17 protein-coding genes and 3 pseudogenes are annotated in these 23690 nt (G+C 55.2%); 14 read left to right on the top strand and 6 right to left on the bottom strand.

The genetic code is table 11. The features are described 5' to 3' along the window. The first annotated feature begins 73 nt into the window (after nt 1-73). The 9 genes and pseudogenes from AC2FLB_RS07585 (at nt 74) to AC2FLB_RS07545 (ending at nt 8944) form a co-directional block, all read left to right on the top strand. Nucleotides 74-217 carry a hypothetical protein gene (locus AC2FLB_RS07585; protein WP_334223335.1) on the top strand — a complete coding sequence of 48 codons (144 nt, stop codon included), beginning with the start codon at nt 74-76 and terminating at the stop codon, nt 215-217. 15 nt (nt 218-232) lie between these two features. Beyond that, on the top strand, nt 233-463 hold the full coding sequence (locus AC2FLB_RS07580) for a rhodanese-like domain-containing protein (protein WP_345742134.1): 231 nt from the start codon (nt 233-235) through the stop codon (nt 461-463). Nucleotides 464-466: 3 nt separating this feature from the next. Continuing rightward, nucleotides 467-1364: pseudogene (locus AC2FLB_RS07575) on the top strand (MBL fold metallo-hydrolase). A gap of 7 nt (nt 1365-1371) precedes the next feature. Beyond that, nucleotides 1372-2172: an enoyl-CoA hydratase gene (locus tag AC2FLB_RS07570; RefSeq protein ID WP_496708982.1), complete on the top strand. Its 801-nt coding sequence runs from the start codon at nt 1372-1374 to the stop codon at nt 2170-2172. Continuing rightward, nucleotides 2169-3779, top strand: a pseudogene (locus AC2FLB_RS07565) (AMP-binding protein). The gene AC2FLB_RS07570 and the pseudogene AC2FLB_RS07565 overlap by 4 nt, the downstream one beginning before the upstream one ends. A gap of 143 nt (nt 3780-3922) precedes the next feature. After that, nucleotides 3923-4963 carry a glycine cleavage T C-terminal barrel domain-containing protein gene (locus tag AC2FLB_RS07560; protein ID WP_496708981.1) on the top strand — a complete coding sequence of 347 codons (1041 nt, stop codon included), beginning with the start codon at nt 3923-3925 and terminating at the stop codon, nt 4961-4963. A gap of 280 nt (nt 4964-5243) precedes the next feature. Beyond that, a complete protein-coding gene (locus tag AC2FLB_RS07555) occupies nt 5244-5966 on the top strand; it encodes an IS5 family transposase (RefSeq protein WP_496708980.1) in 723 nt (240 codons plus the stop codon). A gap of 301 nt (nt 5967-6267) precedes the next feature. After that, on the top strand, nt 6268-7905 hold the full coding sequence (locus AC2FLB_RS07550; RefSeq protein ID WP_496708979.1) for a hypothetical protein: 1638 nt from the start codon (nt 6268-6270) through the stop codon (nt 7903-7905). 205 nt (nt 7906-8110) lie between these two features. Further along, nucleotides 8111-8944, top strand: a complete 834-nt coding sequence (locus AC2FLB_RS07545) for a class I SAM-dependent methyltransferase (RefSeq protein WP_496708978.1) — start codon at nt 8111-8113, stop codon at nt 8942-8944. A 271-nt stretch (nt 8945-9215) separates the two neighbouring features. On the opposite strand, the gene AC2FLB_RS07540 is transcribed toward AC2FLB_RS07545, so the two are convergent. Together AC2FLB_RS07540 and AC2FLB_RS07535 are read right to left on the bottom strand one after the other, a co-directional pair. Continuing rightward, the gene (locus tag AC2FLB_RS07540) at nt 9216-10058 is read right to left on the bottom strand and encodes an SDR family NAD(P)-dependent oxidoreductase (RefSeq protein ID WP_496708977.1); all 843 of its coding nucleotides are present in this window, start codon (nt 10056-10058) and stop codon (nt 9216-9218) included. Between the two features lie 36 nt (nt 10059-10094). Then, nucleotides 10095-10907, bottom strand: coding sequence for an SDR family oxidoreductase (locus AC2FLB_RS07535; protein WP_496708976.1), 813 nt, complete (start codon nt 10905-10907; stop codon nt 10095-10097). Between the two features lie 158 nt (nt 10908-11065). Here AC2FLB_RS07535 and AC2FLB_RS07530 point away from each other — a divergent pair, with 158 nt between their 5' ends. Next, nucleotides 11066-11956: an AraC family transcriptional regulator gene (locus tag AC2FLB_RS07530; protein WP_496691952.1), complete on the top strand. Its 891-nt coding sequence runs from the start codon at nt 11066-11068 to the stop codon at nt 11954-11956. 544 nt (nt 11957-12500) lie between these two features. On the opposite strand, the gene AC2FLB_RS07525 is transcribed toward AC2FLB_RS07530, so the two are convergent. Next, complete coding sequence (locus AC2FLB_RS07525) at nt 12501-12866, bottom strand: hypothetical protein (protein WP_496708975.1); 366 nt, start codon at nt 12864-12866, stop codon at nt 12501-12503. A gap of 42 nt (nt 12867-12908) precedes the next feature. On the opposite strand from AC2FLB_RS07525, the gene AC2FLB_RS07520 reads away from it, so the two are divergent. From AC2FLB_RS07520 to AC2FLB_RS07505, 4 genes and pseudogenes are all read left to right on the top strand, one after another. Then, a complete protein-coding gene (locus AC2FLB_RS07520) occupies nt 12909-16304 on the top strand; it encodes a hypothetical protein (protein WP_496708974.1) in 3396 nt (1131 codons plus the stop codon). 343 nt (nt 16305-16647) lie between these two features. After that, a pseudogene (locus tag AC2FLB_RS07515) lies at nt 16648-16851 on the top strand (IS6 family transposase); the annotation flags it as partial. Nucleotides 16852-17423: 572 nt separating this feature from the next. Continuing rightward, nucleotides 17424-19484 (top strand): adenylate/guanylate cyclase domain-containing protein, encoded by a 2061-nt coding sequence (locus tag AC2FLB_RS07510; RefSeq protein ID WP_496708973.1) that lies wholly within the window; start codon nt 17424-17426, stop codon nt 19482-19484. Nucleotides 19485-19997: 513 nt separating this feature from the next. Then, nucleotides 19998-20459, top strand: coding sequence for a hypothetical protein (locus AC2FLB_RS07505; protein ID WP_496708972.1), 462 nt, complete (start codon nt 19998-20000; stop codon nt 20457-20459). Nucleotides 20460-20639: 180 nt separating this feature from the next. Here AC2FLB_RS07505 and AC2FLB_RS07500 read toward each other — a convergent pair whose 3' ends face one another. From AC2FLB_RS07500 to AC2FLB_RS07490, 3 genes are all read right to left on the bottom strand, one after another. Then, nucleotides 20640-21716 carry a DUF2652 domain-containing protein gene (locus AC2FLB_RS07500; protein WP_496708971.1) on the bottom strand — a complete coding sequence of 359 codons (1077 nt, stop codon included), beginning with the start codon at nt 21714-21716 and terminating at the stop codon, nt 20640-20642. A gap of 201 nt (nt 21717-21917) precedes the next feature. Continuing rightward, entirely contained in the window at nt 21918-22331 is a 414-nt protein-coding gene (locus AC2FLB_RS07495) for an ester cyclase (RefSeq protein WP_496708970.1), read from the bottom strand. A gap of 124 nt (nt 22332-22455) precedes the next feature. Continuing rightward, nucleotides 22456-22986 (bottom strand): TetR/AcrR family transcriptional regulator, encoded by a 531-nt coding sequence (locus AC2FLB_RS07490; protein ID WP_496708969.1) that lies wholly within the window; start codon nt 22984-22986, stop codon nt 22456-22458. Between the last annotated feature and the right edge of the window lie 704 nt (nt 22987-23690).

Raw genomic sequence — 23690 nt, 5'->3', positions numbered from 1 at the left:
TAGCGGTGCCATAAATTGGCCGCTCGACGCACTATTGGACTGGCTCAAAACCAATCGAAAAAGGAAACCAAACATGGCTCAGACGATCACCAAAAGCGCGAAAGACATCGTAAAGGTGGCCACGAAAGCGGTGCCTGCGATCAGTGCCGAAGAGGCATTGGCCTTGGTAGGCTCGCTCGATCACGTTTTTGTCGATCAGCGCGATGGTACGGAATAGGCCAAAACCGGCGTCATTGAGGGTGCTGTCGCATCGTCGCGCGGCATGATGGAATTCCACATCGACCCGGAAAGTCCTGCGCACAAGCCGGAGTTCAGTCAAGATAAGACTTACGTGTTCTATTGCGCATCGGGTGGGCGTTCTGCCATGGCGGCGGTGGTGGCCATGGATATGGGACTGTCGCCCGTTGTGAACCTGACCGGAGGCGTTGGCGCCTGGAAAAAGGCCGGGGGCGCGCTGGAATAAATCATGGAACCTTCAACAAATTTCCCAAATCTCAATATGGCAGCAAAGCCTAGTGTCGAAGGGTTCTTTGATCCTGCCTGCAACACGATTTCTTATGTCGTGAAAGACCCCGCATCTAACGCCTGTGCAATAATCGACAGCGTTCTGGATATGGATTACGCCGCCGGGCGGATCACTTACGACAGTGCCGATCGCTTTGATCGACGCCATCCAGTCACAAGGCTTGTCGGTGGAGTGGATCATTGAAACCCATGTCCATGCCGATCACCTGTCTGCTGCACCCTAAATTCAGGATAGGCTGGGTGGCAAAATTGGCGTTGGTGCAGGCATCATCGAAATTCAGGACACCTTCGGCAAAATCTTCAACGAAGGCACGGAATTTCAACGCGACGGGTCGCAGTTTGATGCTTTGTTCGAGGATGGTGACACCTACACCATTGGCGAAATGACGGCCTTTGTGATTGCCACGCCGGGCCACACACCAGCCTGCATGGTGCATGTGATTGGCGACGCCGCCTTTGCCGGTGACACGCTCTTTATGCCTGACGGCGGCTCAGCCCGCGCAGACTTTCCGGGTGGTGATGCAGGGCAGCTTTACGATTCTATCCAAACCGTGCTGAGCCTGCCGGGCGAGATGCGCCTGTTCATCTGCCACGACTATGGCCCCGGTGGGCGCGCCATCGCGTGGGAGACCACAATTGGCCAGCAACGTGCCGACAACATCCATGTGGGTGCTGGCAAATCGCGCGAAGATTTCATCAAGTTCCGGACGGAGCGTGACGCGCAGCTGGCGATGCCCAAACTGATCATACCGTCCCTGCAAGTGAATATGCGGGCCGGCGAAATCCCGTGCGACGAAAGCGGCGCACCTATGCTGAAAGTTCCACTCAATGGCCTATGAGGGCGAAATGCAAAACGATGATTTGATCCTGCGGGCTGACATCGATGGCGTTACCGTTCTGACTCTGAACGCGCCCAAGTCGATTAATGCGTTGTCAGAGGCGATGCTACGCGCTCTGTCTGACACATTTGACGAAATCGCAGAAGATCGCAGTGTCAAAGCAGTGATCTTGCGTACCGGCGGCAATCACTTTTGCGCGGGTCATAACCTCAAAGAAGTGTCGGCGCGCCGGGCGGATGCCGACGGTGGGTTTCAGTATTTCCAAGACCTGTTTGCGACGTGTTCGGCGATGATGCTTCGGGTGGTGCGCTTGCCGCAACCTGTAATCGCCGAGGTCAAAGGGATTGCCACAGCGGCGGGGTGTCAGCTTGTTGCGTCCTGTGATCTGGCGGTGGCCGCCGACAACGCAACTTTCGCAACATCGGGCGTGAATATCGGGCTATTTTGCTCAACCCCGATGGTCGCGCTTTCGCGCAATGTGCCGCGCAAGCTGGCGATGGAAATGTTGCTTTTGGGGGAATTCCTGCCCGCAGCCCGCGTCGCCGAAATGGGGTTGGTCAACCGCGTGGTGCCCTTGGCGGAACTGGAAGCGGCATCCACAGAAATGGCTAGGATCATTGCCTACAAATCGCCGTCCGCCGTCAAGATCGGCAAGCGTGCCTATTACGAACAGCTCGAAATGCCGCTGGAAGAGGCCTACGCCTTTGCCGGTCGCACGATGGCGGAAAACATGATGGCCAAAGATGCCGAGGCCGGTATCGGGGCCTTCACCCGCAAAGAACCGATGCCTAAATGGACCGGGGAATGATCTACGAGGGCCCGGAGCTTGCCCGTAATGCAGCGAACCACACCGCCCTGTCACCGGTTTCGATCCTCAAACGCGTCGAGCGCGTGCATCCAGAGCTTCCGGCGCAAATCCATGGCCACATCCGGCGCAACTGGGGCGAGGTCGCGGAACGTTGCAAACGGCTGGCCTCTGCCCTGGCCAAACGCGATATCGGCAAGGGCGATACCGTCGCCCTGATTGCGCCGAATATCCCCGAGGCGCTGGAATGCGCGCTGGCTGTGCCCATGCTGGGCGCGGTTCTGAACGCGAACAACACGCGGCTGGACGCGGGCACGATCGCTTATATTCTGGATCACGGCGACGCCAGGGTTTTGTTGGTCGATACCGAATTTTCCGATCTGGCCACTGAGGCCGTCGCCCAATCGGGCCGTGACCTGTTGGTCATCGATATCGAGGATAGTGAAGGCCCGGGCGGCGAGAAAATCGGCACGTTGACCTATGATGCGCTGCTGGCGGAAGGCGACCCGGATTTTGCCTATTCCTTGCCGGAGGATGAGTGGGACGCACTTGCTCTGAACTATACGTCAGGCACCACAGGAGGGCCCAAGGGTGTTGTCTATTCCCATCGTGGCGCCTGGACCAACGCGGTCAACAATGTCGTCACATGGGAAATGCGGCATCATCCGGTTTACCTGTGGACGCTGCCGCTGTTCCACTGCAATGGCTGGTGCTTTCCCTGAACAATCACCATGCTGGCCGGGACGCATGTGTTCCTACGTGCGCCAAGGGCCGACGCGATTTATAACGCCTTCGCCGATCATGGCGTCACCCATCTTTGCGGAGCGCCGATCATCATGTCGATGATCTCGGGCGCAGAGGAAAAACGCGACTTCCCGCAATACATCAATATGATGACCGCCGCCGCCCCACCTCCGGCCAGTGTGATTGCAGGAATGGAGGCGATGGGCATCTCGATCACCCATGTCTATGGCCTGACTGAGGTCTATGGCCCCGCGGTGGTTTGCGCGGAAAAACCCGATTGGGCAGCACTGCCAGCGGAAGAACAGGCAAGCCTGAAAGCCCGCCAAGGCGTCGCGTATGAATTGTAGGAAGACGTGCTGGTCCTGAACCCCGACACATGTGCGCCCGTGCCATGGGATGGTGAAACGCTGGGCGAAATTGTCTTTCGCGGCAACATCGTCATGAAGGGCTATCTGAAAGCGCCCGAGGAAACCGCCAAAGCCTTCAAGGATGGCTGGTTCTGGTCGGGTGACATCGCGGTGCAGCATCCCGATGGCTATATCGAGATTCGCGACCGGTCCAAGGACATCATCATCTCGGGCGGCGAAAACATTTCGTCCATCGAGGTGGAAAAGGCGCTTTATTCGCATCCTGCCGTCAGCCTCTGTGCCGTCGTGGCGATGCCGAATGAGAAATGGGGCGAAGTGCCTTGTGCCTTTGTGGAGCTTTCCGGCGAGGCCACCGAGGATGAGCTTCTGGCGCACGCCAAAGCCCGTCTTGCGGGATACCAGCGGCCAAAGAAGGTGATCTTTGGTGAGCTGCCCAAGACCATTACCGGAAAAATCCGCAAAAACGAACTCCGAGATTTGGTCCGCGCAAATAGCTGACCTCCCACACAATTAACTGGATACACGTCATATCCCATGAACTTAGCTTTGCCCAGTTCAGCTTCGGAACACAGGTCCGAAAATCCCCTTACTCCGACGCAGCCTTGCGGTGGGGGGGCAAAGGATTTTCCGTCTACAACCACATGTACATCCCCCGCGATTTTGGCGATCCGAGGCAGAATTTCTGGAATCTGGTCAATGAGGCGATCCTGTGTGACGTCTCTGTCGAGCGTCAGGTCGAGATCAAAGGACCGGACGCGGCAAAGTTCACCCAATTCCTCAGCTGCCGTGATCTTTCGAAATGTGAGGTCGGACAATGTAAATACGTACTGATTACCGACCAGAGCGGCGGGATCATCAACGATCCGATTCTTCTGAAACTGGCCGAGGATCATTTTTGGCTGTCTATTGCGGACAGTGACGTCCTTCTCTGGGCGCGCGGTATTGCGGTGAATTCCGGCATGGATGTGGAGATTTCCGAACCCGACGTGTCACCGTTGCAGCTGCAAGGCCCCAAATCCCGCGACGTTCTGCGCGCAGCCTTTGGCGATGCCCCGACCGAGCTCAAATACTACCGGTTCATGGAATTTGACTGGGACGGCGTGCCTTTGATTATTTCACGCACCGGATGGTCAAGCGAGCTTGGTTACGAGATTTTCCTGCGCGACGGATCACAAGGTGACCGGCTTTGGGAACATCTGATGGTCGTTGGCACTCCTTTGGGTCTCAAGCCCGGCCATACATCGAGCATTCGCCGGATCGAGGCGGGCATGTTGTCGTATCACGCGGATATGAACCTTGCGAACAACCCCTATGAGCTGGGTATGGGGCGTCTTGTCGATCTGGACACGGAGGCTGATTTTGTCAGCAAGGCGGCCTTAACCAAGATCAAGGAACAGGGCGTGTCGCAACAGCTAATCGGTCTGGAAATTGACGGTGATCCTTTTATCGGATCCAATGATTTCTTTTGGCCCATTATCAAGGGTGGCGTGCAGGTCGGCGCGGTCACGTCTGCGATCTATTCCCCAAGACTGGAAAAGAACATCTCACTTGCGATGATCAGCATCGACTACGCAGCATCAGGCGGGGTCCTACAGGTAGATAAGTTGAGCGAAATGCGTATGTGCACTGTCGTGCCGATCCCGTTTTACGATCCCAAGAAATCACTTGCCTCAGCGAGCTGAATGGGCCGCTGCATAGGTTTGGTCGCCTGTGCAGCGAAGCGTTTCCCCTCGATGTAATCCGCGTTAAAAAATACGGAGCATAAGTGAGTTCCCTAACTACGATCATAGAAAACGACGGTTTCGTATTGCCGAATTGGAAGCAGACATTGAACAGCCTCATCTGACTGGTCCAAGTTGATTGTTAGGGTCTGGACCCATTGATTTCCGTTTTGCGGCGTGATTCACGGTTCAAAAACGAGCGGTGAACATGTCTGATCTCTTCTGACTTACGGATGCGCAAATGGCGCGTCTGGAGCCGTTTTTCCCGAAGCCCCACGGCAAGCCGCGCGTCGATGACAGGCGTGTGTTGAGCGGGATTATCTTCATCAATCGGAGGTTTGCGGTGGTGGGATGCCCCTGCCGCCTATGGACCGCACAAGACGCTGTACAATCGATGGAAACGGTGGAGCGACAAGGGCATCTTCGCGCGAATGATGGCCGGTCTGGCCGCCGAGCACGGCGAACAGAAGACTGTAATGATCGACGCGACCTATCTGAAGGCTCATCGGACAGCGACCAGCATGGGCGTCAAAAAGGGGGGCGTGGACGCCTGATTGGCCGAACCAAGGGCGGCTTGAACACCAAACTGCACGCCATCTGCGACAGTCAGGGACGCCCGCTGAACCTGTTCATAACCGCAGGACAGGTCAGCGACTACATCGGTGCTCGGGCTCTGTTCAGCGGCATACCGAATGTCGATTGGCTACTCGGAGATCGCGGGTACGATGCCGATTGGCACCGAAAAGCGTTGCAAGACAAAGGGATACGCGCTTGTATCCCCGGTCGGAAGCAGCGCAAGACAACGGTGAAGTACGACAAGCGCCGATACAAACGCCGCAACCGGATCGAGATCATGTTTGGCAGGCTCAAGGATTGGCGCCGTGTGGCAACCCGTTACGACAGGTGCCCGAAGGTCTTCCTCTCAGCAATCGCCCTCGCAGCTCTCGTCATCTATTGGCTATGAGTCGTCAGCAGAGAGTCCAAAGCGGCCTTTATCTATCTACGCCTATATCGGAGAATTGGGTTTTCTGGGCCGATCACTCGAAATCACCATTTTGGGTCATCAAAAGCCAACTTCGCGCATGTCAATTCCGGCTGGGTGTTGGAAAATGGGACCGAGAAATGTAATCTCTGCTCATCTCCATTGATTGGAGATGAAGTGGCCTGCACGCCGCTAGACCGTTCAGAAGGACGTCGAACGCGATCGTTCGAAATTTGACGGTTTTGAATAAGATGTTCATTTTCAAATGCTTGGGGGGGGACGCATGAGCTATTTCGACCTTGGGACCTATTCACGGCCCGGCGCATCCGCATCAAATGAAGCGCAAACGTGGTTCGACCGCGGTCTGAACTGGACCTTTGGCTTCAACCACGAAGAGGCGGCGGATTGTTTTCGCAAGGCGATTGCAGCGGATCGCGCCTGTGCGTGGGCCTATTGGGGGTTGGCCTTTGCGATTGGTCCAAACTACAACAAAGAGTGGGATTTTTTCGAGCTTGAGGAGCGGATCTCGGTCCTGAAAGAAGCGCACGAAGCCCTGTCGACGGCCAAGGCGCAAGCAGGCATCAACACAGTCGCCGCGGCGATGATCGAGGCGCTCACGGCGCGGTATCCGACCGACCCGGAAGTCGAGGATTTCGGTCCGTGGAACGACGCATTCGCTGATGCGATGTGCCCGATCTACGCGGCCCACCCGAACGACCTTGAGGTGGCGACAGTGTTTGCTGAGGCGCTCATGAATCGCACCCCCTGGGGGCTTTGGGACATTGAGAAAAATCAACCTTCAGACGGCGCATCGACAGAAGAGGCGCGAAACGTTCTCGAAACCGCATTCTCAAACAACGCTGGTGCTTGGGACCATCCGGGGTTGTTGCACCTCTATATCCACCTAATGGAGATGTCGCCCTGGCCCGAGCTGGCCCTGTCGCATGGGGATCGCCTGCTGGATCTTGTGCCGGATTCCGGGCATCTGGTGCATATGGGGACGCACATCGACGTGCTGTGTGGTGACTACCAGAATGTCATTTGGCGAAATCACCGGGCCGCGGAAGTTGACGAAGCATATGAAGCCTACGCGGGAGCCCAGAATTTCTATACTGTCTACCGTTTGCATAACATCCACTTTGAGGCCTACGGCGCGATGTTCATGGGGCGAAAGTCGCAGGCGCTTGCCGCTGCAACGCGGCTGCAGGAAGTCCTGCCGCGCGAAACGGTCGCGTACCTTCCCGTATTGTTTGAAGCCTTCTGGGGTATGCGTATTCACGTGTTGGTGCGGTTCGGCATGTGGCAGGCGCTGTTGGATGAGACGCTTCCTGAAGATCAGGCGCTCTTTTGCTTCACTACCGCGCTGACCCTTTACGGGCGCACCGTCGCCCTGGCCAACCTGGGGCGCATCGACGAGGCCCGCGCGGCATTTGCGGAATTCCGTGCTGCACAGGATAAGGTCGGCGAGGATCGCTTCATGTTCAACAACGAAGCCCGCGACGTCTTGAAAATTGCGGCGGCTATGGCCGAAGGCGAGTTGCTATACAAATCAGGCGAGGTTGAGAACGGCCTTCTACGTCTGGAGGCGGCCATCGCTGCGTCTGACGGGCTGGTCTACGATGAACCCTGGGGCTGGATGCAACCACCGCGGCATGCGTTGGCTGCCCTGCTGATGGATCAGGGCCGGTTCGCCGAGGCCGAGCCGATCTACCGCGCAGATCTGGGTCTAGATGATACCCTGCCACGCCCGGTTCAACACCCGCGCAACGTCTGGTCGCTCCACGGGCTGCACGAGTGCCTTGAGGCCCGCGGAGAAGAGGTTGAGCGGCGCCACGTCGCGGAGTTGCTTGACCAAGCGCTGGCTAGGGCAGAGGTCCCCATCCGAGCATCGTGTTATTGCAGAAGCGCTGCTGCAGAATAGGTGCGATGGAAGTTAATTTAGTCCCACACGCTGTACAATTCACGAAGCGAACCAAAAAATGGGGTTTTGATACCGCATCAATCGACTGCTTTGCACCCAAAGCAACCTACCCGCAAATGACGGCGAATGCCCATTTCATTTGGCGAACTTGACAATTTGCCCCTTTCGGCGGTCCTCCGAAACGTGGCGACTGAGGAGATGTTGGATGCCTGACAATCAGGAACAGGACACATTTGCCGCCCTCGAAAGGCGCGAATGGGCCAAGTACGATGTGGCACAGTCCTATGCCGAGGTGTTTGCCAAGGCGGCGGACATGGTTGTCCCACACCTGGTCGCTGCGGTTTGTGCTGGACCGGACACTCGTGTGCTCGATTTGTGCTGCGGACATGGCAATGTATCCGCAGGCCTTTTCAACACAGGTGCTCGCGTAACGGGCCTTGATTTCTCACCCGCCATGCTTGAGATGGCGCGGCTGGCGGTGCCACAGGCTCAGTTCGTTGAAGGCGATGCGATGGCCTTGAGCTTTGAAGACAATACGTTTGACGCTGTAACAATTGGCTTTGGGATGCCGCATATGCCGGACCCCCCGAAAGTGTTGGCAGAAGTTCGCCGTGTTTTGCGCGACGGCGGTCGGCTGGCGTATTCGGTGTGGTGCGGGCCCGAAGTTGACACTGCACTGGGGTATGTTTTTGGCGCCATTGAGGAACACGGGTCGCCAGAGATTGCCTTGCCACCGGGTCCCGGGGCAAATGATTATGCCGATCCGACTATCGCCTTTCCCGTACTCGCCAAGGCCGGTTTTTCAGATTGCCATCAAACCTTCGTCGCGTCGAAATGGCAGGTTAGTGATCCGGGCGCACCGTTCGATTTCTTTCTTGAAGGAACGGCCCGAGGTGGCGCCCTTTTGCGCCCTCAACCTACAACGAATTCGGCCGCAATCCGAGCGGCAGTTGTGGCCAAAGTTCTGGCAAAGCACGGTGCGGGTCCTGAATGGGACGTGCCAATTCCGTCTGTCGTGACCTCGGCGGTCGTTGCCTAGCCGATCGGAACGATGTGCAGAAATGCGCGTCGTCGCCATTCATCCAAGTGTCCGGATTGTCCCGCGTTTTGTCTGTTCACACGCGTGCCGCAAAAGTCGTTTCGTACCAGAGCGGCCCTCGGTGCAAGTCGCGGCATAGGTTTAAGGAGAGCCCGAAGTCTCAGATGCCGCGCTTCGTACGAATGTCCGCTAGGTATTTCGACGAGGTGTAAGCCTTGTGATTTGGATAGCAGTTTTGTTGGCTCCATTTACGGCCGCACTTATGGAGCGGCTATTCCGAGACCTCGTGGGCGGCAAAGGCATCCGCATAGCCAGGATGCCAGCGCGACAGCGCGGGCCGGTTATGGATAATATCACCCAAGGCCCATTCGACGCGTTTCCTGTCGCGGGCTTCTGAGACATCGTTGTCGGGGCAGAGAATATAGAAATCTCCGTTCGACATGCGCTGCAGCAGATAGTCGATCGCCTCGTCGCTTGACCATGCCGCCGCGGGCTTTTCGGGCATGAACTTCTGGATCATGCCCGTGTAGGTAAAGCCGGGCACAAACAAATGGGCGCTGATCTCGGCACCCGCCTCGCGCAGCTCGTGGGCCAGCATCTCGGTCATGACCTTCACAGCGGCCTTGCTGGTGTTATAGGCGGCGTTTCCGGGCGGCGTGGTGATCCCCTGTTTCGAGCCTGTGTTGATGACCACGGCAGGGCGCGCTGCGGCGATCATCCGCGGCAGGAAGGCGTGCACTCCGTTCATGACGCCAAACAGATTGACCTCTATCAGTTTCCGCCAGTTCTCGCTGTTTTCCCAACTGCCGGTCGGCAACGCAATCCCGGCATTGTTCATCAAGACAGCCACCTCTCCGAGTTCAAAGACCTGATCGGCGAGATCCGTCATGGCTGCGGCGTTGGTCACGTCCGCGGGGATCGCCCGAACCGTCTGGGACGTATCCGCCAGTTCGATCAAATCCGGCTCGGCTTTGTCCAGCGCCTCTCCCGGAAAATCGACCAGCACAACACCCAGACCCGCCTGCAAGAACCGTTTGGCCACAGCGAAGCCCACGCCACTTGCCGCCCCGGTGACAACGGCCAGGCCGCCTTTATCGATTGCTTTTTGGTACATGTTGTTCCCTCTCTTGATGACGGGTCACGTCGTGTTTCAGGGCGCCATCTTTTGTTTAATGCCCCCGATAAACGCCGCATCGTCTTGTTGTTTGCGGGCATCCAGCAAAGCCTCGGCATCAGGTCCTGCGCGATACCGCAAACGGTCGCCGGTGTTGTTGGCCGCGTCCCAAATCACCTCGGCAACCGTCTCTGGCGCAGAAGGGTTCGATGCGAGTTTGCCGAACAGGCGCCCCATAGCTTCGGCCATCGGCACGTAGTCTGACAGATTTTCATCCATCGCAAAATCGAACGAGCTGCCGCCGAAATTCGTCTGGATCATGCCAGGCTGAACAATACGCACCCGTATGCCCAACGGTTCCAACTCGTAGTGCAGGGCTTCAGACAGACCTTCCACCGCAAACTTGGTGCCATGATAAAGCGCGCCCAGCGGGAAGGTGATCTGCCCACCGATGGACGAGATATTGATCACCGTGCCGGAACGGTTTTGACGAAAGTGGGGAAGCACCGCTTTGGTCACCTCCATCAAGCCGATCACGTTGGTGTCGAACTGGCGTCGGATGCGGTCCATCGTAAAGGCTTCGAGCGCGCCATAGGCCCCATAGCCTGCATTGTTCAGCAAAACGTCGATCTGTCCAAAGCGTTCGATGCCCCCTGCCACGGCCGTCGCGATTGAGTCGGCATCCGTCACGTCCAGCCGCACCAGGTGGACGTTCTCCAAATTGGCAAGATCCGAGCCGCGGGTAGGGGTCCGCATCGTGGCAACGACGTTCCATCCCCTGGCCTGAAAATACCGGGCCGTTGCCGCGCCGATACCGGACGACGCGCCGGTAATTAGAATGGTCTTCATATCTTTGATCCCCTGATGCCTTTGCGCATAATACTCAAGAATTCTGTGGGAATCTTTTTCTATTCTCCAAAAAATTAGCACATTTCTCCAGAAACGGAGTTTTTTTAAGAAATAAGGCTGCGCCCATGCTAAAGGAGGACAAACCAAGGGAGGCGGACATGGAACCCCAGGATTTGTTGGACTACGTTTCGACACTGCTTGACCAGAAAGGGATCGGCCAGGGCGTTCTTCAGCATGAAGAAAGCGGAACGGTGTTCCTGACCCATCCGACGCCAACCCAACAAGAGGCCAATGTCTACCGTCCTCTTTTGTGTGCGGTGCTGCAGGGCGCAAAGGAGGTTGGCACCAGCACGAGAATCCTGACAGTTGGGGCTGGGCAATCACTGATCGTCAGCAATGCCTTGCCCGTGGTCTCGCAGGTCACCAACGCAACGCCCGAGCATCCCTATGTCGCACTCGTATTCCCTTTGGATCTGGATGTGATGCGCGCCTTGGCGTCGTCGCTGCCACCGTCATCTGGTGCCCGTGTATCGGACCCGTTTTCGATTTGCCTCGCAGATACGGATGATGCGTTACAGGACGCGCTGTTGCGCTATTTCCAACAGTGCGAAACCGATGAGACACGGTGCATGCTCGCCCCCATAACAGCGCGGGAAATCCATGCCCGCCTGTTGATTGGCAAGCATGGCGGCACGCTTCAGAAACTGGTGTGGCATGAAAACGTGGCCAGCAGAATCTTTGCAGCGACACACGAAATCCGCTCTGATCTGGGTCGGTCACTGAGTGTTCCCGAGCTTGCCGGGCGTGTTGGTATGAGCAACTCGGCCTTTTTTGAGCAGTTCAAGGCGGTCACTGGAACGTCTCCCTTGCAATACCAAAAGGACCTGCGGTTGATGCAGGCCCGCAACGAGCTGCGCACAACCGGGTCGAAAGTGTCCGAGATTGCCTATGGCGTCGGATACGAAAGCTCGGCCCAGTTTTCGCGGGAATATGCACGCAAATTCGGATGCTCCCCAAGACACGATCGAGTTTCTATGGCCGTCCAATAAGGCAAAAAGTAACAAATTCAAACGTCACAGCTCTATTACGGATAAGAGCCTTTCAGCCCGGCCAATTTCCGAAAGCAGCCGTAGGCGCATTCGCAGCGAAAGCGGGCTTTGTCCTGCAATGTGTGAGTTCGAGTAGCGCCAAAATTTGCACTTGCAGCGACTGATCGGAATGCGGGCTGCGACCGCAGAATGCCAGCAGGGTGCCGAATGTCTCTTATGGGCCGCTCAGTGCTTTTGGCTGCGTGCGCGGTAAAATTGCACAATAACCAGTTCTTCACATCAGAGCTGTGCGGCATATTGCACTTGGCACCGTGCGGAAGGAGTGCGGTGTCCATTGCTGTTAATGCCTCCGAGCGGCGATGCCCTAGGTGGCACCTGATTGACATTTTGGGTATTTTGGAGCAAAATAAAAGCATATTTAAGCAGCATTAACACTATTCCAAATTTGCAAATCACACTTGGTCGAGATTGGTGTAAAGCGTCCTATTTGGCGCAATTCCCAAGAGAAATTGACAGAAGTTCATTTTTAAAACGGAGGCTTACTTTAGCTATGTCCAGTCTTATTCAATCTGTTTTCGGTCGTGTCACCCAACAGGAAAACGGTCAGCCCGTACACGGTATATTGGTCAAGATTCAAGCGGTATTTGGGGATGGCTGGCGCAAGCGAGATGGCTGTAAAATCGATCTTGGATGCGTCCTGACGGCCGCCGATGGCCGATTTGTGCTCATAGTGGATTCGTCGAAAATACCCGAAGACTGTCGATGTGCAGGTCCGATGGAATTGCGGATAAAGCTGCGCGACCGCGATGGCGTGCGCATCCATAAAGCCCGGCTCAAGATTGAGGATTGTTCCTGCACCGACGATATTAAAATCGACGTCGCCATCCCAGCAAAGAAGCTGGCGTGTCACCTGAGGCGCCCGTTAAGCTGGGCTGCACCGGATAAGCCGTTTTTGCCAGAAAGCGTTCTCGATGACATTGAGGAAGCGCTTGAGCTTGCGGATGCTGATCGGTTGCTGCGCAAGCGCACTCACTTCTTTGAGTGCATCCGCCCGACGCTTGCGATTTTTGACAACTCGCTTAGTGATGCCTGGAGTGTTCTGAACGGAGACGTCGCTGCCAAGGGGCGCTATGTGGATGTACTCAATGCTCTTTGTGCCACGTCGCCAACAGGCTGTGGCTGTGGCGGCGCATCCGGGGATGATGCAGGCGGTATCTTGCAGGACATTTTTTCCGACGACTGTAATGATGACAGCTGTAAGCCCATCAAATCCAAACCCAACCCGGTGTGCTGTTCCGACCATGTCTGCCCGACCGGTAAGTCCCTGATCGCTGACAAAGACATGAGCTTGATGGTCTTTGCGGCCATGCATGTATCCTGTGGTCACAGACCAACAATGATCAAATACGTCGGCGCGCTGCTTGAACAACGTTGCCGGTTCCAGGTGTTGACCGCGCTTCATGAAGCAGCTGTCAACCTGATCTGCAAGAAGCCGCACGCAGGGCGTCATTTTAAGGATCTGCTCGAATATGTGATGTGCATCTGCACCGGTCAAACCCCTTGTGGACAAATGCCTTGCTGTCAAACTTGTGTCCGCCAGCCCATCCTGGATTGCATCACGGATGCCTATAGAAACTGGTGCAGTATCGAATGCTACACCGTGACCAAGATCAACCCAGAGCGTGCCTGCCCCGGTGACACGGTTGCGATCTGCGGGTGCGGGTTTGGCGATATTGCGGGGCAAGTGCAGTTCACCCAGCATGGCACGATGAACCCCGGTCCGATCGCTGTGCCGACCTCGTGGTCAGACGAACGCATCTGCGTGATCGTCCCGTCCAGTGCAGGATGTGGTTTGGCGATCATTCCTCCGACCCAAACGATCAGCGTCTGCGATCGTTTCCTGGACTATCGAAAAAGCGGCACGATGTTGGCTGAGTTCGAAGGCACAAGCGCTGACATTCTCAAGTTTATCGTCAAAGGGCATCAGAACGACGACTGCCTGTTACCCGGCGAGGTTCTGAAAATCCGCTGGAAGGTCTGCGCCGCTGACTCAGTGACTGTGCGCATCGTCAATACAGACACCGGCGCTGCCATTGCGCAGATTTCACCGGCCCCCGATCTGGGACGCTGGGACTTCGATCAGACTGACTTCGACCAAACGACCCGAGTGCGGGTCGAAATCGTCGTGACCGGTAAATGTAAACCTCCTACAGTAAGTCAGGGCTTAGACCTCGTTTTCCAGAACCCGCCGGATCTATCCATCGACGGGGTCGAGGTAACGCAGGCGATACAGTATTTCCGAGCCAACCAGCATCTGACTGATCCAGCTGACCGCGGCCCGGACAACTCCCTTCAACTTGTTGCCAATAAATCGGCCTGGGTGCGGACATATCTGCGCAGTGGGCAGGATCCGAATTTCGATAATGGGCAGCTCGGCAATGTCAGTGGCACACTTCAAGTGGAACGCCGGGTTGGTGGGATCTGGTCCACGGTGGCCAATATCGTTCCGACCAATGCCCCGGTGACAGCGCAGGACAGTTTCTCGAGCTACGACGCAGAGAGACGCGACATTGATGCGACGCTGAACTTCATTATCCCTGCCAACGTGATGACCGGGCTCTTGCGCCTTTCTATCACTGTCTCGTCGCCAGACGATTGCTATGGAGGCAGCGGCACGGCCCAACAGCTTGTTGATGTCGACCTTGAGCAAGAGTTGCGCGTTGCAGCCGTCACAATTGGCTATAACGGTCCACCGATGGGCGGCGGCGCCAATATTACCTTGCCTGCCCCCAACGCAGCGCAAGTTGCCGCTGATACCAGCTTTGCCCTTCGGGTTTTCCCGGTAGGCAGTACGCCCAACGTGCGGATCATCGACAGTCAGACAACAACACAAGGTCTGACAAACAACAATTTCCCAGCGGGGGGGTGCGATCCCAACTGGACGCCGATCCTGAATTTCGTGGCTAACGCGCGCACGAATGACGGTAATCAGGGCGATTGGCTTTACTATGGACTGGTCAATGCGGCGATCCCGCGCTCGCATGGCAACACAGGATGCGCCAGCGGCGGCAACGGCGCTGGCTTGTCCGGTAGCCCGGTCACGTTAGCGCATGAGTTGGGCCATCAGGCGGGTTTACCACATGCCCCATGTGGCACGGTCGGCACGCCGAACGCGAGCTACCCGCTTTACGAGCCTTACGATACCGGCATGACAACGACCGATAGCAATGGCAACACTGTCTATTCGGATGCGAGCATCGGCGAATACGGGCTCGACACAAATGACGGGACAATACACCGGCCGGCCAACAGTGAGGATCTGATGGGTTATTGCGGCCCCCGGTGGGTCTCGATCTTTACGCATAACTATATGCTGAACCGCGCCGAATTTGACCCGGTAGTGCTGGCAACGGGCGTGTCTGGCGGCAATTCGGTGGGGGCAGGCGCCATGGAAGTCGATCGGCAAGACCAGATGCGTCCTTTCGTGACGATCGTGGGTGAGGTCGGCAAAGACATGCAGGTCTCGGTCGCAAGCCTCGTACGGGTTCCAACCCGGCCCTTGCGGATGTCTGGCGCGCGTACCGATCTAGTTTTGCAGTTGATCGGGGACAAGGACGAGGTGATCTCATCTGCGCCGGTGTTCACAATGGATAATCACGACGCCAATGGCGATGGCTGCGGTTGCGGCGGAGGCGATAAAAAGGATCCGCCTAAACCGCCGTATAGTTTCATTGCGGCAATGGGCGATGTCGGCTCTGGAATTGCAATCCGCATCTGCCAGGGGGACGCAGTCGTATGGGAGCGCAAGCGACCGACACGGCCGGTTAAATTGGCTTCGGCTGAAGCCAGCATTGGCAAGTCTGGTCTAAAGGTTTCCTGGAAAACGACCGGGGCCAAGCGTAGTTACGATCCCGATATTTGGCTGCAATGGTCTTCTGATGGTGAACGCTGGAACGGGCTCAGGGTTGGTGCGAGAGGTAACAGCGTAGAGATCGACCCCAACACCATTCCGGTCGACAAGGTTTGGATTAGGGTCCTTGCTCATGACGGTTACTTCACCGCAACGGCAGACACCAAGCAAGTTAAACTGCCACCAGCGCCACCCGAACTCGCCATTATTCACCCCTCTGAGGGGCAAGTGGTGCGCCCGGACCGACCGCTGCATCTCTGGGGTACATTCACTGGCCGCACCGAAGCAAAATCTGTTGAATGGTATCTGGACGGCAAGAAGGTCGCCAAAGATCTGGATGCTTGGATCGATGTACCCAAGCTAGGTGAGCATGTGGCGGAGCTGCGCGTCAAAGGCGCAAACCCGGTAACTGTCAAGTTTTCTACAGGAGCGCGCTAGATGGCTGGCTTCTATGTGCTGAAAGGGAACTCGATCCAATGCTAGCATCCAGGGCTAACGCCTGAGATCTGGCAAGTGTTAGCCCACAACGCACCCTTCAGGTAGCAGCCGCCGCCGTTTAGAGATCAGATTAGATGTCGTTCGCCATTCCCTGGTGCGGTTTGTTTGCGCGACGGGTGAAAAACCAATGCTTTGCCCATTCGGCACAAAGGCCACGTTTATCAAGAAGCGCCCTTATATACTTGGATTAGTAGTTGGCGGTACTGGTTCTCAATAGACTTAATTATTCTGTCACTGGAGAAAACAATATTTTTGACCAGCCCAAAATTGACAGGAGCATCCGGTGACGATCTCATTCAAGGGCTCGCATTTCCCAAAAGATGTGATCTTGCACGAGGTGTTTTCCTATCTGCGCTACTCAGTGTCGTATCGGGATCTGGAAGAAATCCTGGCTGAGCGCAGAGTTAAGGTTGATCACGCGACGCTGAACCGTTGGATCGTCAAATATGCGCCATTGATTGCCGACAAGGCACGTCGCCAGAAGCGAAACTGCGTCCGCCTCTGCAACGCTCGATGGGATTGAAGTTGCGCAGATGATCAGAAAGGGTCAGTTCGGAGTCGGAATCTGCCCGTTCAAGCAGTTTGCGAACCAAACCGCTTGAACTTAGTAAATTCCAACCAGCCCTCACACTTCAGAGAATTTTGCGACAAAGCCGCTAAGATCATACCGAACTTGCGAATTCGGACCAACGGTGGCTCTTCCCGCAATATGCGGTCGGAAGGGCAGAGTAGATGAACGGCAGATTCCTTTCGCGAGCTGTTAGTTCGTAGACCTGCCGATTTTGTGGCTGCGGCGAATGTCTCCTTTGATGAGCTGCAGCGCAGTGGTGGGACAAATCTGCCAATGGCAGGTTCGGGCCGCCCGTTCATTTGCACACAGCGTCTGGAAAAATCGCAAAGGTCAGCTACAGTAGTCAATGTTCAAGCGCCCGCTTCAACACAATCCTTTGCTGCTACCTAACAGTTGCGTGAGATTTCGGGATAGGTCTAAAAAAGTTGTGCCCTCCTAGCAATCTCAATTCAATACTGAAGAATATGAGTAATTTGGCGGAGATTTAAGTGCGACTTAGCGTGGGCATCGCTGTGTCAATTCTGGTGGCTGTGTCTATCGGAGTGTCGACCTTTATTGTCCATTCCCTATGGTGGACGACTGCGCGCGACAATAGCCGCATGCTTGCAGCTGAAATCAACGGCCAGATCGCGAACACTGTCCGCATCGAGGTGGGGGTGACGCTTAGGTCGGCCGAAGCCGCCTGGGCAGCCGTTCGCACGATCTTTGTCCAGAACGTCATCGCGACGCGACAGGCCGACAAGCGCGAGTTTGTTTTTCTGTCGCAACTGCAGGCGCAGCTGAATATCTCATGGATGTTCTTTGGCTGGCCCGATGGCAATTTTTTCGCGTCGCACCGTTTAGGTGACGGCGGGCTTGAGATGATTGAAATCGACAAGGGAATCCGCGATCGAATGCTGCGGAGGGATCGCTACATCTTTATCCCGGGTGACATTCAGTTCGAGGAGCGGGCCTTTACTGAAACATCCTATGATCCGCGCGAACACGCCTGGTTTGAAAACTTCATGGGGCTCAGCTCTGCGGGGTGGATCGAAACGCGCGACCTTCCGGATAGTAAAAAAACCGTTTACGCCTTTGCTGGTCCGATAGACGTCAACCGAACGCGGCAAGGTGTTCTGGCTGTTGCAATCGAAACGGATCGTTTGTCACGTTTTCTCGCCACGCTTGCGCCCGGCGAATTCGGCGCGGCATTTATTCTGAACGCTGACGGCAAAGTTATTGCGGTACCTGATGCAGAAGCGGATGAGATTACCCCGGCGCGAATGGGCGAAGGGAAGCTTTATGAAGTTGCCATGATCTCAGGCGAAAGGTTGTTGGCAGACCCCCAGGCGAATGCCCAGGGCACGTTGACGAAACGTGTCGTCATCGACGGCGTGCCTTATGCGGTGGCGCTGACGCCACTGGGGTTTTACGGCTGGCGCGTTGCCACGGTCATACCCGAAGCGGCGTTTCTGTCGAGCATCGATGAAGCGCTGATAAACTTGATATACGTTTTGATCGGTGTGGTAGTCGTCGCAACCGGGCTGGCGATCTGGCTGATCCGAAGCATTGTCGCAAATCCGTTGGCACGCATCGCCGAAGATCTTGGCAAAATCGAACGCTTTGACGTCGAACGCATTGAGCGCAGACCCTCCAGACTGTCTGAGCTTGCCAATCTTTCTGCGGCAACCGCGAGCATGGCCGCTGGTTTGTCCGCTTTCCGAAAATACGTGCCCACCGATCTCGTGCGTATGCTGGTTGCTGAGGGCATCAAGATACAGCCGGGCGGAGAAATGAAACAGATCTCTGTGTTGTTTTGCGATGTAGCGGGTTTCACAGGGCTGTCCGAAAAACTTGGCCCAAATATTGTCCAGCTGATGGAGCCCTTCTTCAGCGCAGCCTCAGCGGCCATTACTCAAAACGGTGGGACGATCGACAAGTTTATTGGCGATGCCGTGATGGCGTTTTGGGGGGCGCCGCGTAAAGATGCCAATCACGCTGAAAATGCTTGCCGCGCAGCGCTGGACCTTGTCGCCGCCGTGGGCGCGTCCGGAATTGAAGATGAGGCCGGCAACCCCCTACGCGTCAGGATCGGGGTGAACAGCGGCGAGGCTCTGGTCGGAAATATCGGATCAGAGCAGCGGTTGAACTACACCGCGATTGGTGATGTCGTGAACGTTGCCAGTCGGTTGGAAGGGGCCAACAAAGACTATGGAACGCTGATCCTGGTCGGGCCGGAAACGAGGCGACAGGCCGCTGACGCAATCGTGGTCCGTGAGTTGGACACGCTTACCGTGTTTGGACGTGTTGAAGAGCTGGTGGTCTACGAACTGATCGCGATGGCGGATGGGCGTGTTGGATCATTTGCCTGGATAGAGGCTTATGAACGAGGCCTTACACATTATCGGACAGGGCGGTTTGAAGAGGCCGTTGCCGCATTCGCGGCCGCAGACCAGGCGCGAAACGGAGACCCCGCCTCAGTCGCCATGATGACCCGCGCCCAAGACCTGCTAGACAGGCCGCCAAAGGAAGGTTGGCGTGCGGTTACTAGCACCAACAAGAACCAGTAGGTAACTTCCGTTTAAGTTAAGGGGCTTTGGGAAAGTCCGACAAGTCTTGTGTTGTATGTGCTCAGCGCGCCAGGGGCTTCGCTCTCGCAGCGAATGTCCGGAAAGTGGGTTGCGACCGCAGCATCACCACGCTGTAGCCAATGTCCGGTTTGGGCCGTCTAGGAAAACGACCCTGTGGCTCTAAATTTCAAAAGCTTCCGCGATGGCCAATGTGTCCTCCAACTCTAGGCCAGAATACCGTACCGTCCTATCCAATTTTGTATGTCCAGGCAGAAGTCGCTTATTGCGCAGATTGTCAATGTTTCTGCAGATCTGAGTAACCTTGGTTCACCTCTTAGAATGCGTTCCGTTGGTGCTCGCCTCAAGGTCTATGGGCTTCACCCATTCCCGGACAATTCGCACATACTGGCGGGTCGAGACGAGCGGGCGCACATGAATAGCCGTAATTAACATGCCCGTCGTTTGCTAATGTCACTAATACTCTTAAGGTGAATGGAGCCTTAGGAGGCCTTAATGAAATACCTAATTTTGATCTCGGTCTTGGCCGCTACTAGTACTGCGACCAGTGCCGAGGAGCAACGCATCGAGCTTAATAATTTCTATCCGCTTTCTCAGGAAAACTTTGACCTTGGTGATCATATTTTCCACATCGCCGACAACAAAGGAGGATTTGAAGTTATCGAAGGTCCTGTTGACGGCGGGCTTGCTCGATGCCTTGGATCGGGGTTCGGTTACCAAGATGGGACCAACTCAATCTCCGGAATATGCATTTTTGGTGAGGGCGAAGACACTTTCACTATGCGTTGGAAAGCAGGGGAAAAAGGCGCGGCAAACTCTTGGGAAATTATCGTCGGAACCGGGCGCTATGATGGGATGACTGGCGAGGGCATAGCCACGACGGACATTGTGTCGATGTACCAAGCACTACCTTTGAGGCGAACCCACATAGTAGGAACCGTGGAAATCCCTGAGTGAAATGTTGTCCCTGAGTTTATGAGGGGTAGGGCCGTTGGATTGATCGTGGGAAGCAGGGCATGGGAAAACGTTACTGTTGCTCCAATGTTCGGTAGGCGATGGCGTCAGACATCATACACATCACAGAGAGCAGCATTTCGCGGTTGCCGACGCAATGTAAGCCGTCCCAACAAAGCGCTCTTACTTCGAGGCGTTGAGTTGTTCGTCCAGATCAGAAAACGATGTGGCCCAGAATTCTGCCAGGAACGATGAAACCTCCTGTTCTGAGATTTCCGACCTATTGCCTTCGGCATCCGTCGCTTGACCGATTGTGTATCGCAAGTCGGTGCCAGAGTTCGTTTGCGTCAGCTGATATGTCTCGGGCAGGCTTACTCCAGTGCGCGCCGGATCCTGGATGCAGGTCGAGAAATAGTCGAACGGTTCCCAATCAGTGATGCGATAGAAAAAGTCCGCCAATTCGTGAGAGCAATGATATCCCGCCCCATTGCCGAGACGCCCTTGTGGGCTGTCGACGGTGATTTCCTGTACACGGTTCATCCATTTCAGCTTTAGTTCCGGCGCGACCAACGCCTCCCAAACGACTGCAATTGGGGCGTCGAAATGATGGAGGAACGTCCAAACGCCGTCTTCTTCGGTCAGAAAATGGCGCTCGCGGTTGGCACGCAAACGTTCCCAAGATTTAGCCAAATCGTAGACCTTCATCGAAACCTCGCCAAAATGTTCGATGTCCTGTGAAAACGGTTCCACTATGCCTTTGATATCCATTGCGTTTGCAGCGGCCTCGCTGAACAGCGCGTAACTGCGCACACCGGTGGCTTCAGCAACGTTCGTCTTGGCCATTCGGTGGACCAGAACAACGTCGGCGCCGGAAAAGTCTTTTACCGGGCCAAGTTGCATTTCTTCGAACTGGCCATGATGGGCGATAACCTTCAAATCCAGCCCTCCGACATTGGCACACGCGTTGCAGGTACAGGTTGTGTTGGCAATTATGTCCTGCCGACGAAGAGCAAATGCGTTGTAGAGATTCTCGCAGATGGTCAGGAAGGTCTCGCCGGAGGGGAAATCCTGCCGCGTCGAATATGCCAGAACGGCATCGCCTTCGGTTTTCCAGAAATGGAGCGGATCACCCACCTGTTCGACCAGTACGCCCAGCAAGGAATGCAAAATCGGATTAGCGTGATCCATTTCCGAAGTGGTCAAAAATTTTGTGTAGCCGGAAATGTCGGCGATCAACAGATATCCAGTTTGTGTTGACATGGCACGCTCCCCAAAAGAGTGTTTGGCGTGGTTATTTTGACCTACAAAGGGTTCAAAACCACTTTGGGTCCAAATGCGCCTTAGACGGTCATCATGGTGTGTAGGCTGGAGCTCAGACGGAAAGTTGCCGGTGAGAGCCCGAAGTGGTTACCAAGTTCCGCAAAACAGCCCCTAAATGGCGCCGCCGCTATAGCGACGTCACTACTCCCATCCGAGTTGTTTTAGAGAGTGCCCATCATTCCAGATTTTGGTCATTCGGGCGATCTTATCACCTTCAAATTCCATAACGTAGGCATAGTTGGTTGCGATTTCTTTGCCGGTGGCAGGAACTGGTCCACCTTCACCGGTTTGTTTGCCGCTGAATACTGCTGTGGCCGTTACGATGTTGCGTTCGTGATCAGTCGAGAATGAGGTGATGTCGTAATTGCCATCTGGGATTGGGGTCAAGATTCCAGCGGTCCAAGCTGTATAACCTTCGATTGTCGAGATATCGGCCAATGCGTCGGCTTCACATGTAAAAGCGGCACCGTCCTGACAGTATGTCTTGCAAACGTTCCAGCCTTTGCCTGTTTCGCATGCATCAAAGAAGGCCATAGCCGTTTCGGAAATACTCATCTTGTTTCTCCTATCCCTGTTTCACTTACGTCCAGCGTGTCGTTGCCTTCAATTCCGTCTGGATGGGGTGGTTTTAGAACATTTATTTTAAAAAATCAATTTTAAAATAAATGAAGGATGAACTTCACTCGCGAATTTCCCTCATGATAAAGTCGTAAAAATTTGGTATCACGTGCTTTTTTTCGTCGTGCCGCCCATACAAGACGGTCCCGTGAACGCAAAAAACCACAAAGCTTGCAAGCTGCGCCGTGTCCTTCTCCGCCCCGATGTCTCCATCCGCCTGGGCATTACGAAGAGCGGTTTCAACCAATGACTCGACTTCTGCGCAGAACGCGCCCACTTGCTTTGCGGCCTCAGGACTTATCACATGCTTTTGTGCAAGGTGGTTCATCATCAGGCAGCCCTTGTATTCCGACTTGGCGGCCCCCACAAAAACGTTTCGGAGAAACATTTCGACGCCCTCTAAGTTAGGGTTGTCGATCAAAATACGATAGCGCGGCCCGATAACATGATCGCGGTAATGATCCAAAGCTGCTGAGAACAATCCTTCCTTGTCTCCAAACTCCTTGTACATGCTGGCCGTGTTCAGCCCGGTTTCGCGGACAACGTCACTTATCGATGCAGCTTTGTAGCCGTTTTGCCAAAAAACACCCATGGCTTTTTCAACTACAGCTTCGCGTGAATATGATCGTGGTCTACCCATCGGAGCATATTAAAATGATCATTTAAAAATCGCAACAGGTACCGTCTGAGCAAGATCAGGAAAAACCGTTACGCAGGGTAGAATCTTCGTGAACTACCACGTTTTGCATGGTGTGCTCTTAAATTCCAACTCGCAGGCAAGTAGTTGATTTGTCATTGCTCCGTGTAGCGGGAATGCTCCCGCGTTTTCTAAAATTGACGTCAGGATTGACAGCCATTCTTATTGTTCAAACCAACCGCAGTAAATGGGCTGCTCAATTTTCGCATTCCAGCGCGGCCTTCAATGACCAGTTCGATGAAATTCGCTGAGAGGCAAAGTTCCGATGGTCGAACGAGCCTGCCTTGACCTAGACCATTTGCACGAGCAATGCTGCATGATTTACAGCCTGGTCGCGTATCCCCGAAAATGTGAATCTTGACGCGTTTAGGTTTCTCTGTAACGAGCGTCGGCTCACTCCCATTTCATCTGTCATGCATTGGACCGTTGCCCTACCGTCTCGTGCCAAATCGAGCTTTGGTTCGGGACTGAATGGACCACTCGTGGCGCGCAGATGTTCGCGTAATCTCCAACGTGGAAATTCGACCTATTTGAGTGCAAGGTAATTTAGGGCTGCATTTGGAGGAATACGTTTTGATGGAATCGAATTCTGACTCTGG

Source organism: Ruegeria sp. CDSA236 (assembly GCF_059611285.1).
This window is presented reverse-complemented; position numbering and strand designations above follow the sequence as displayed.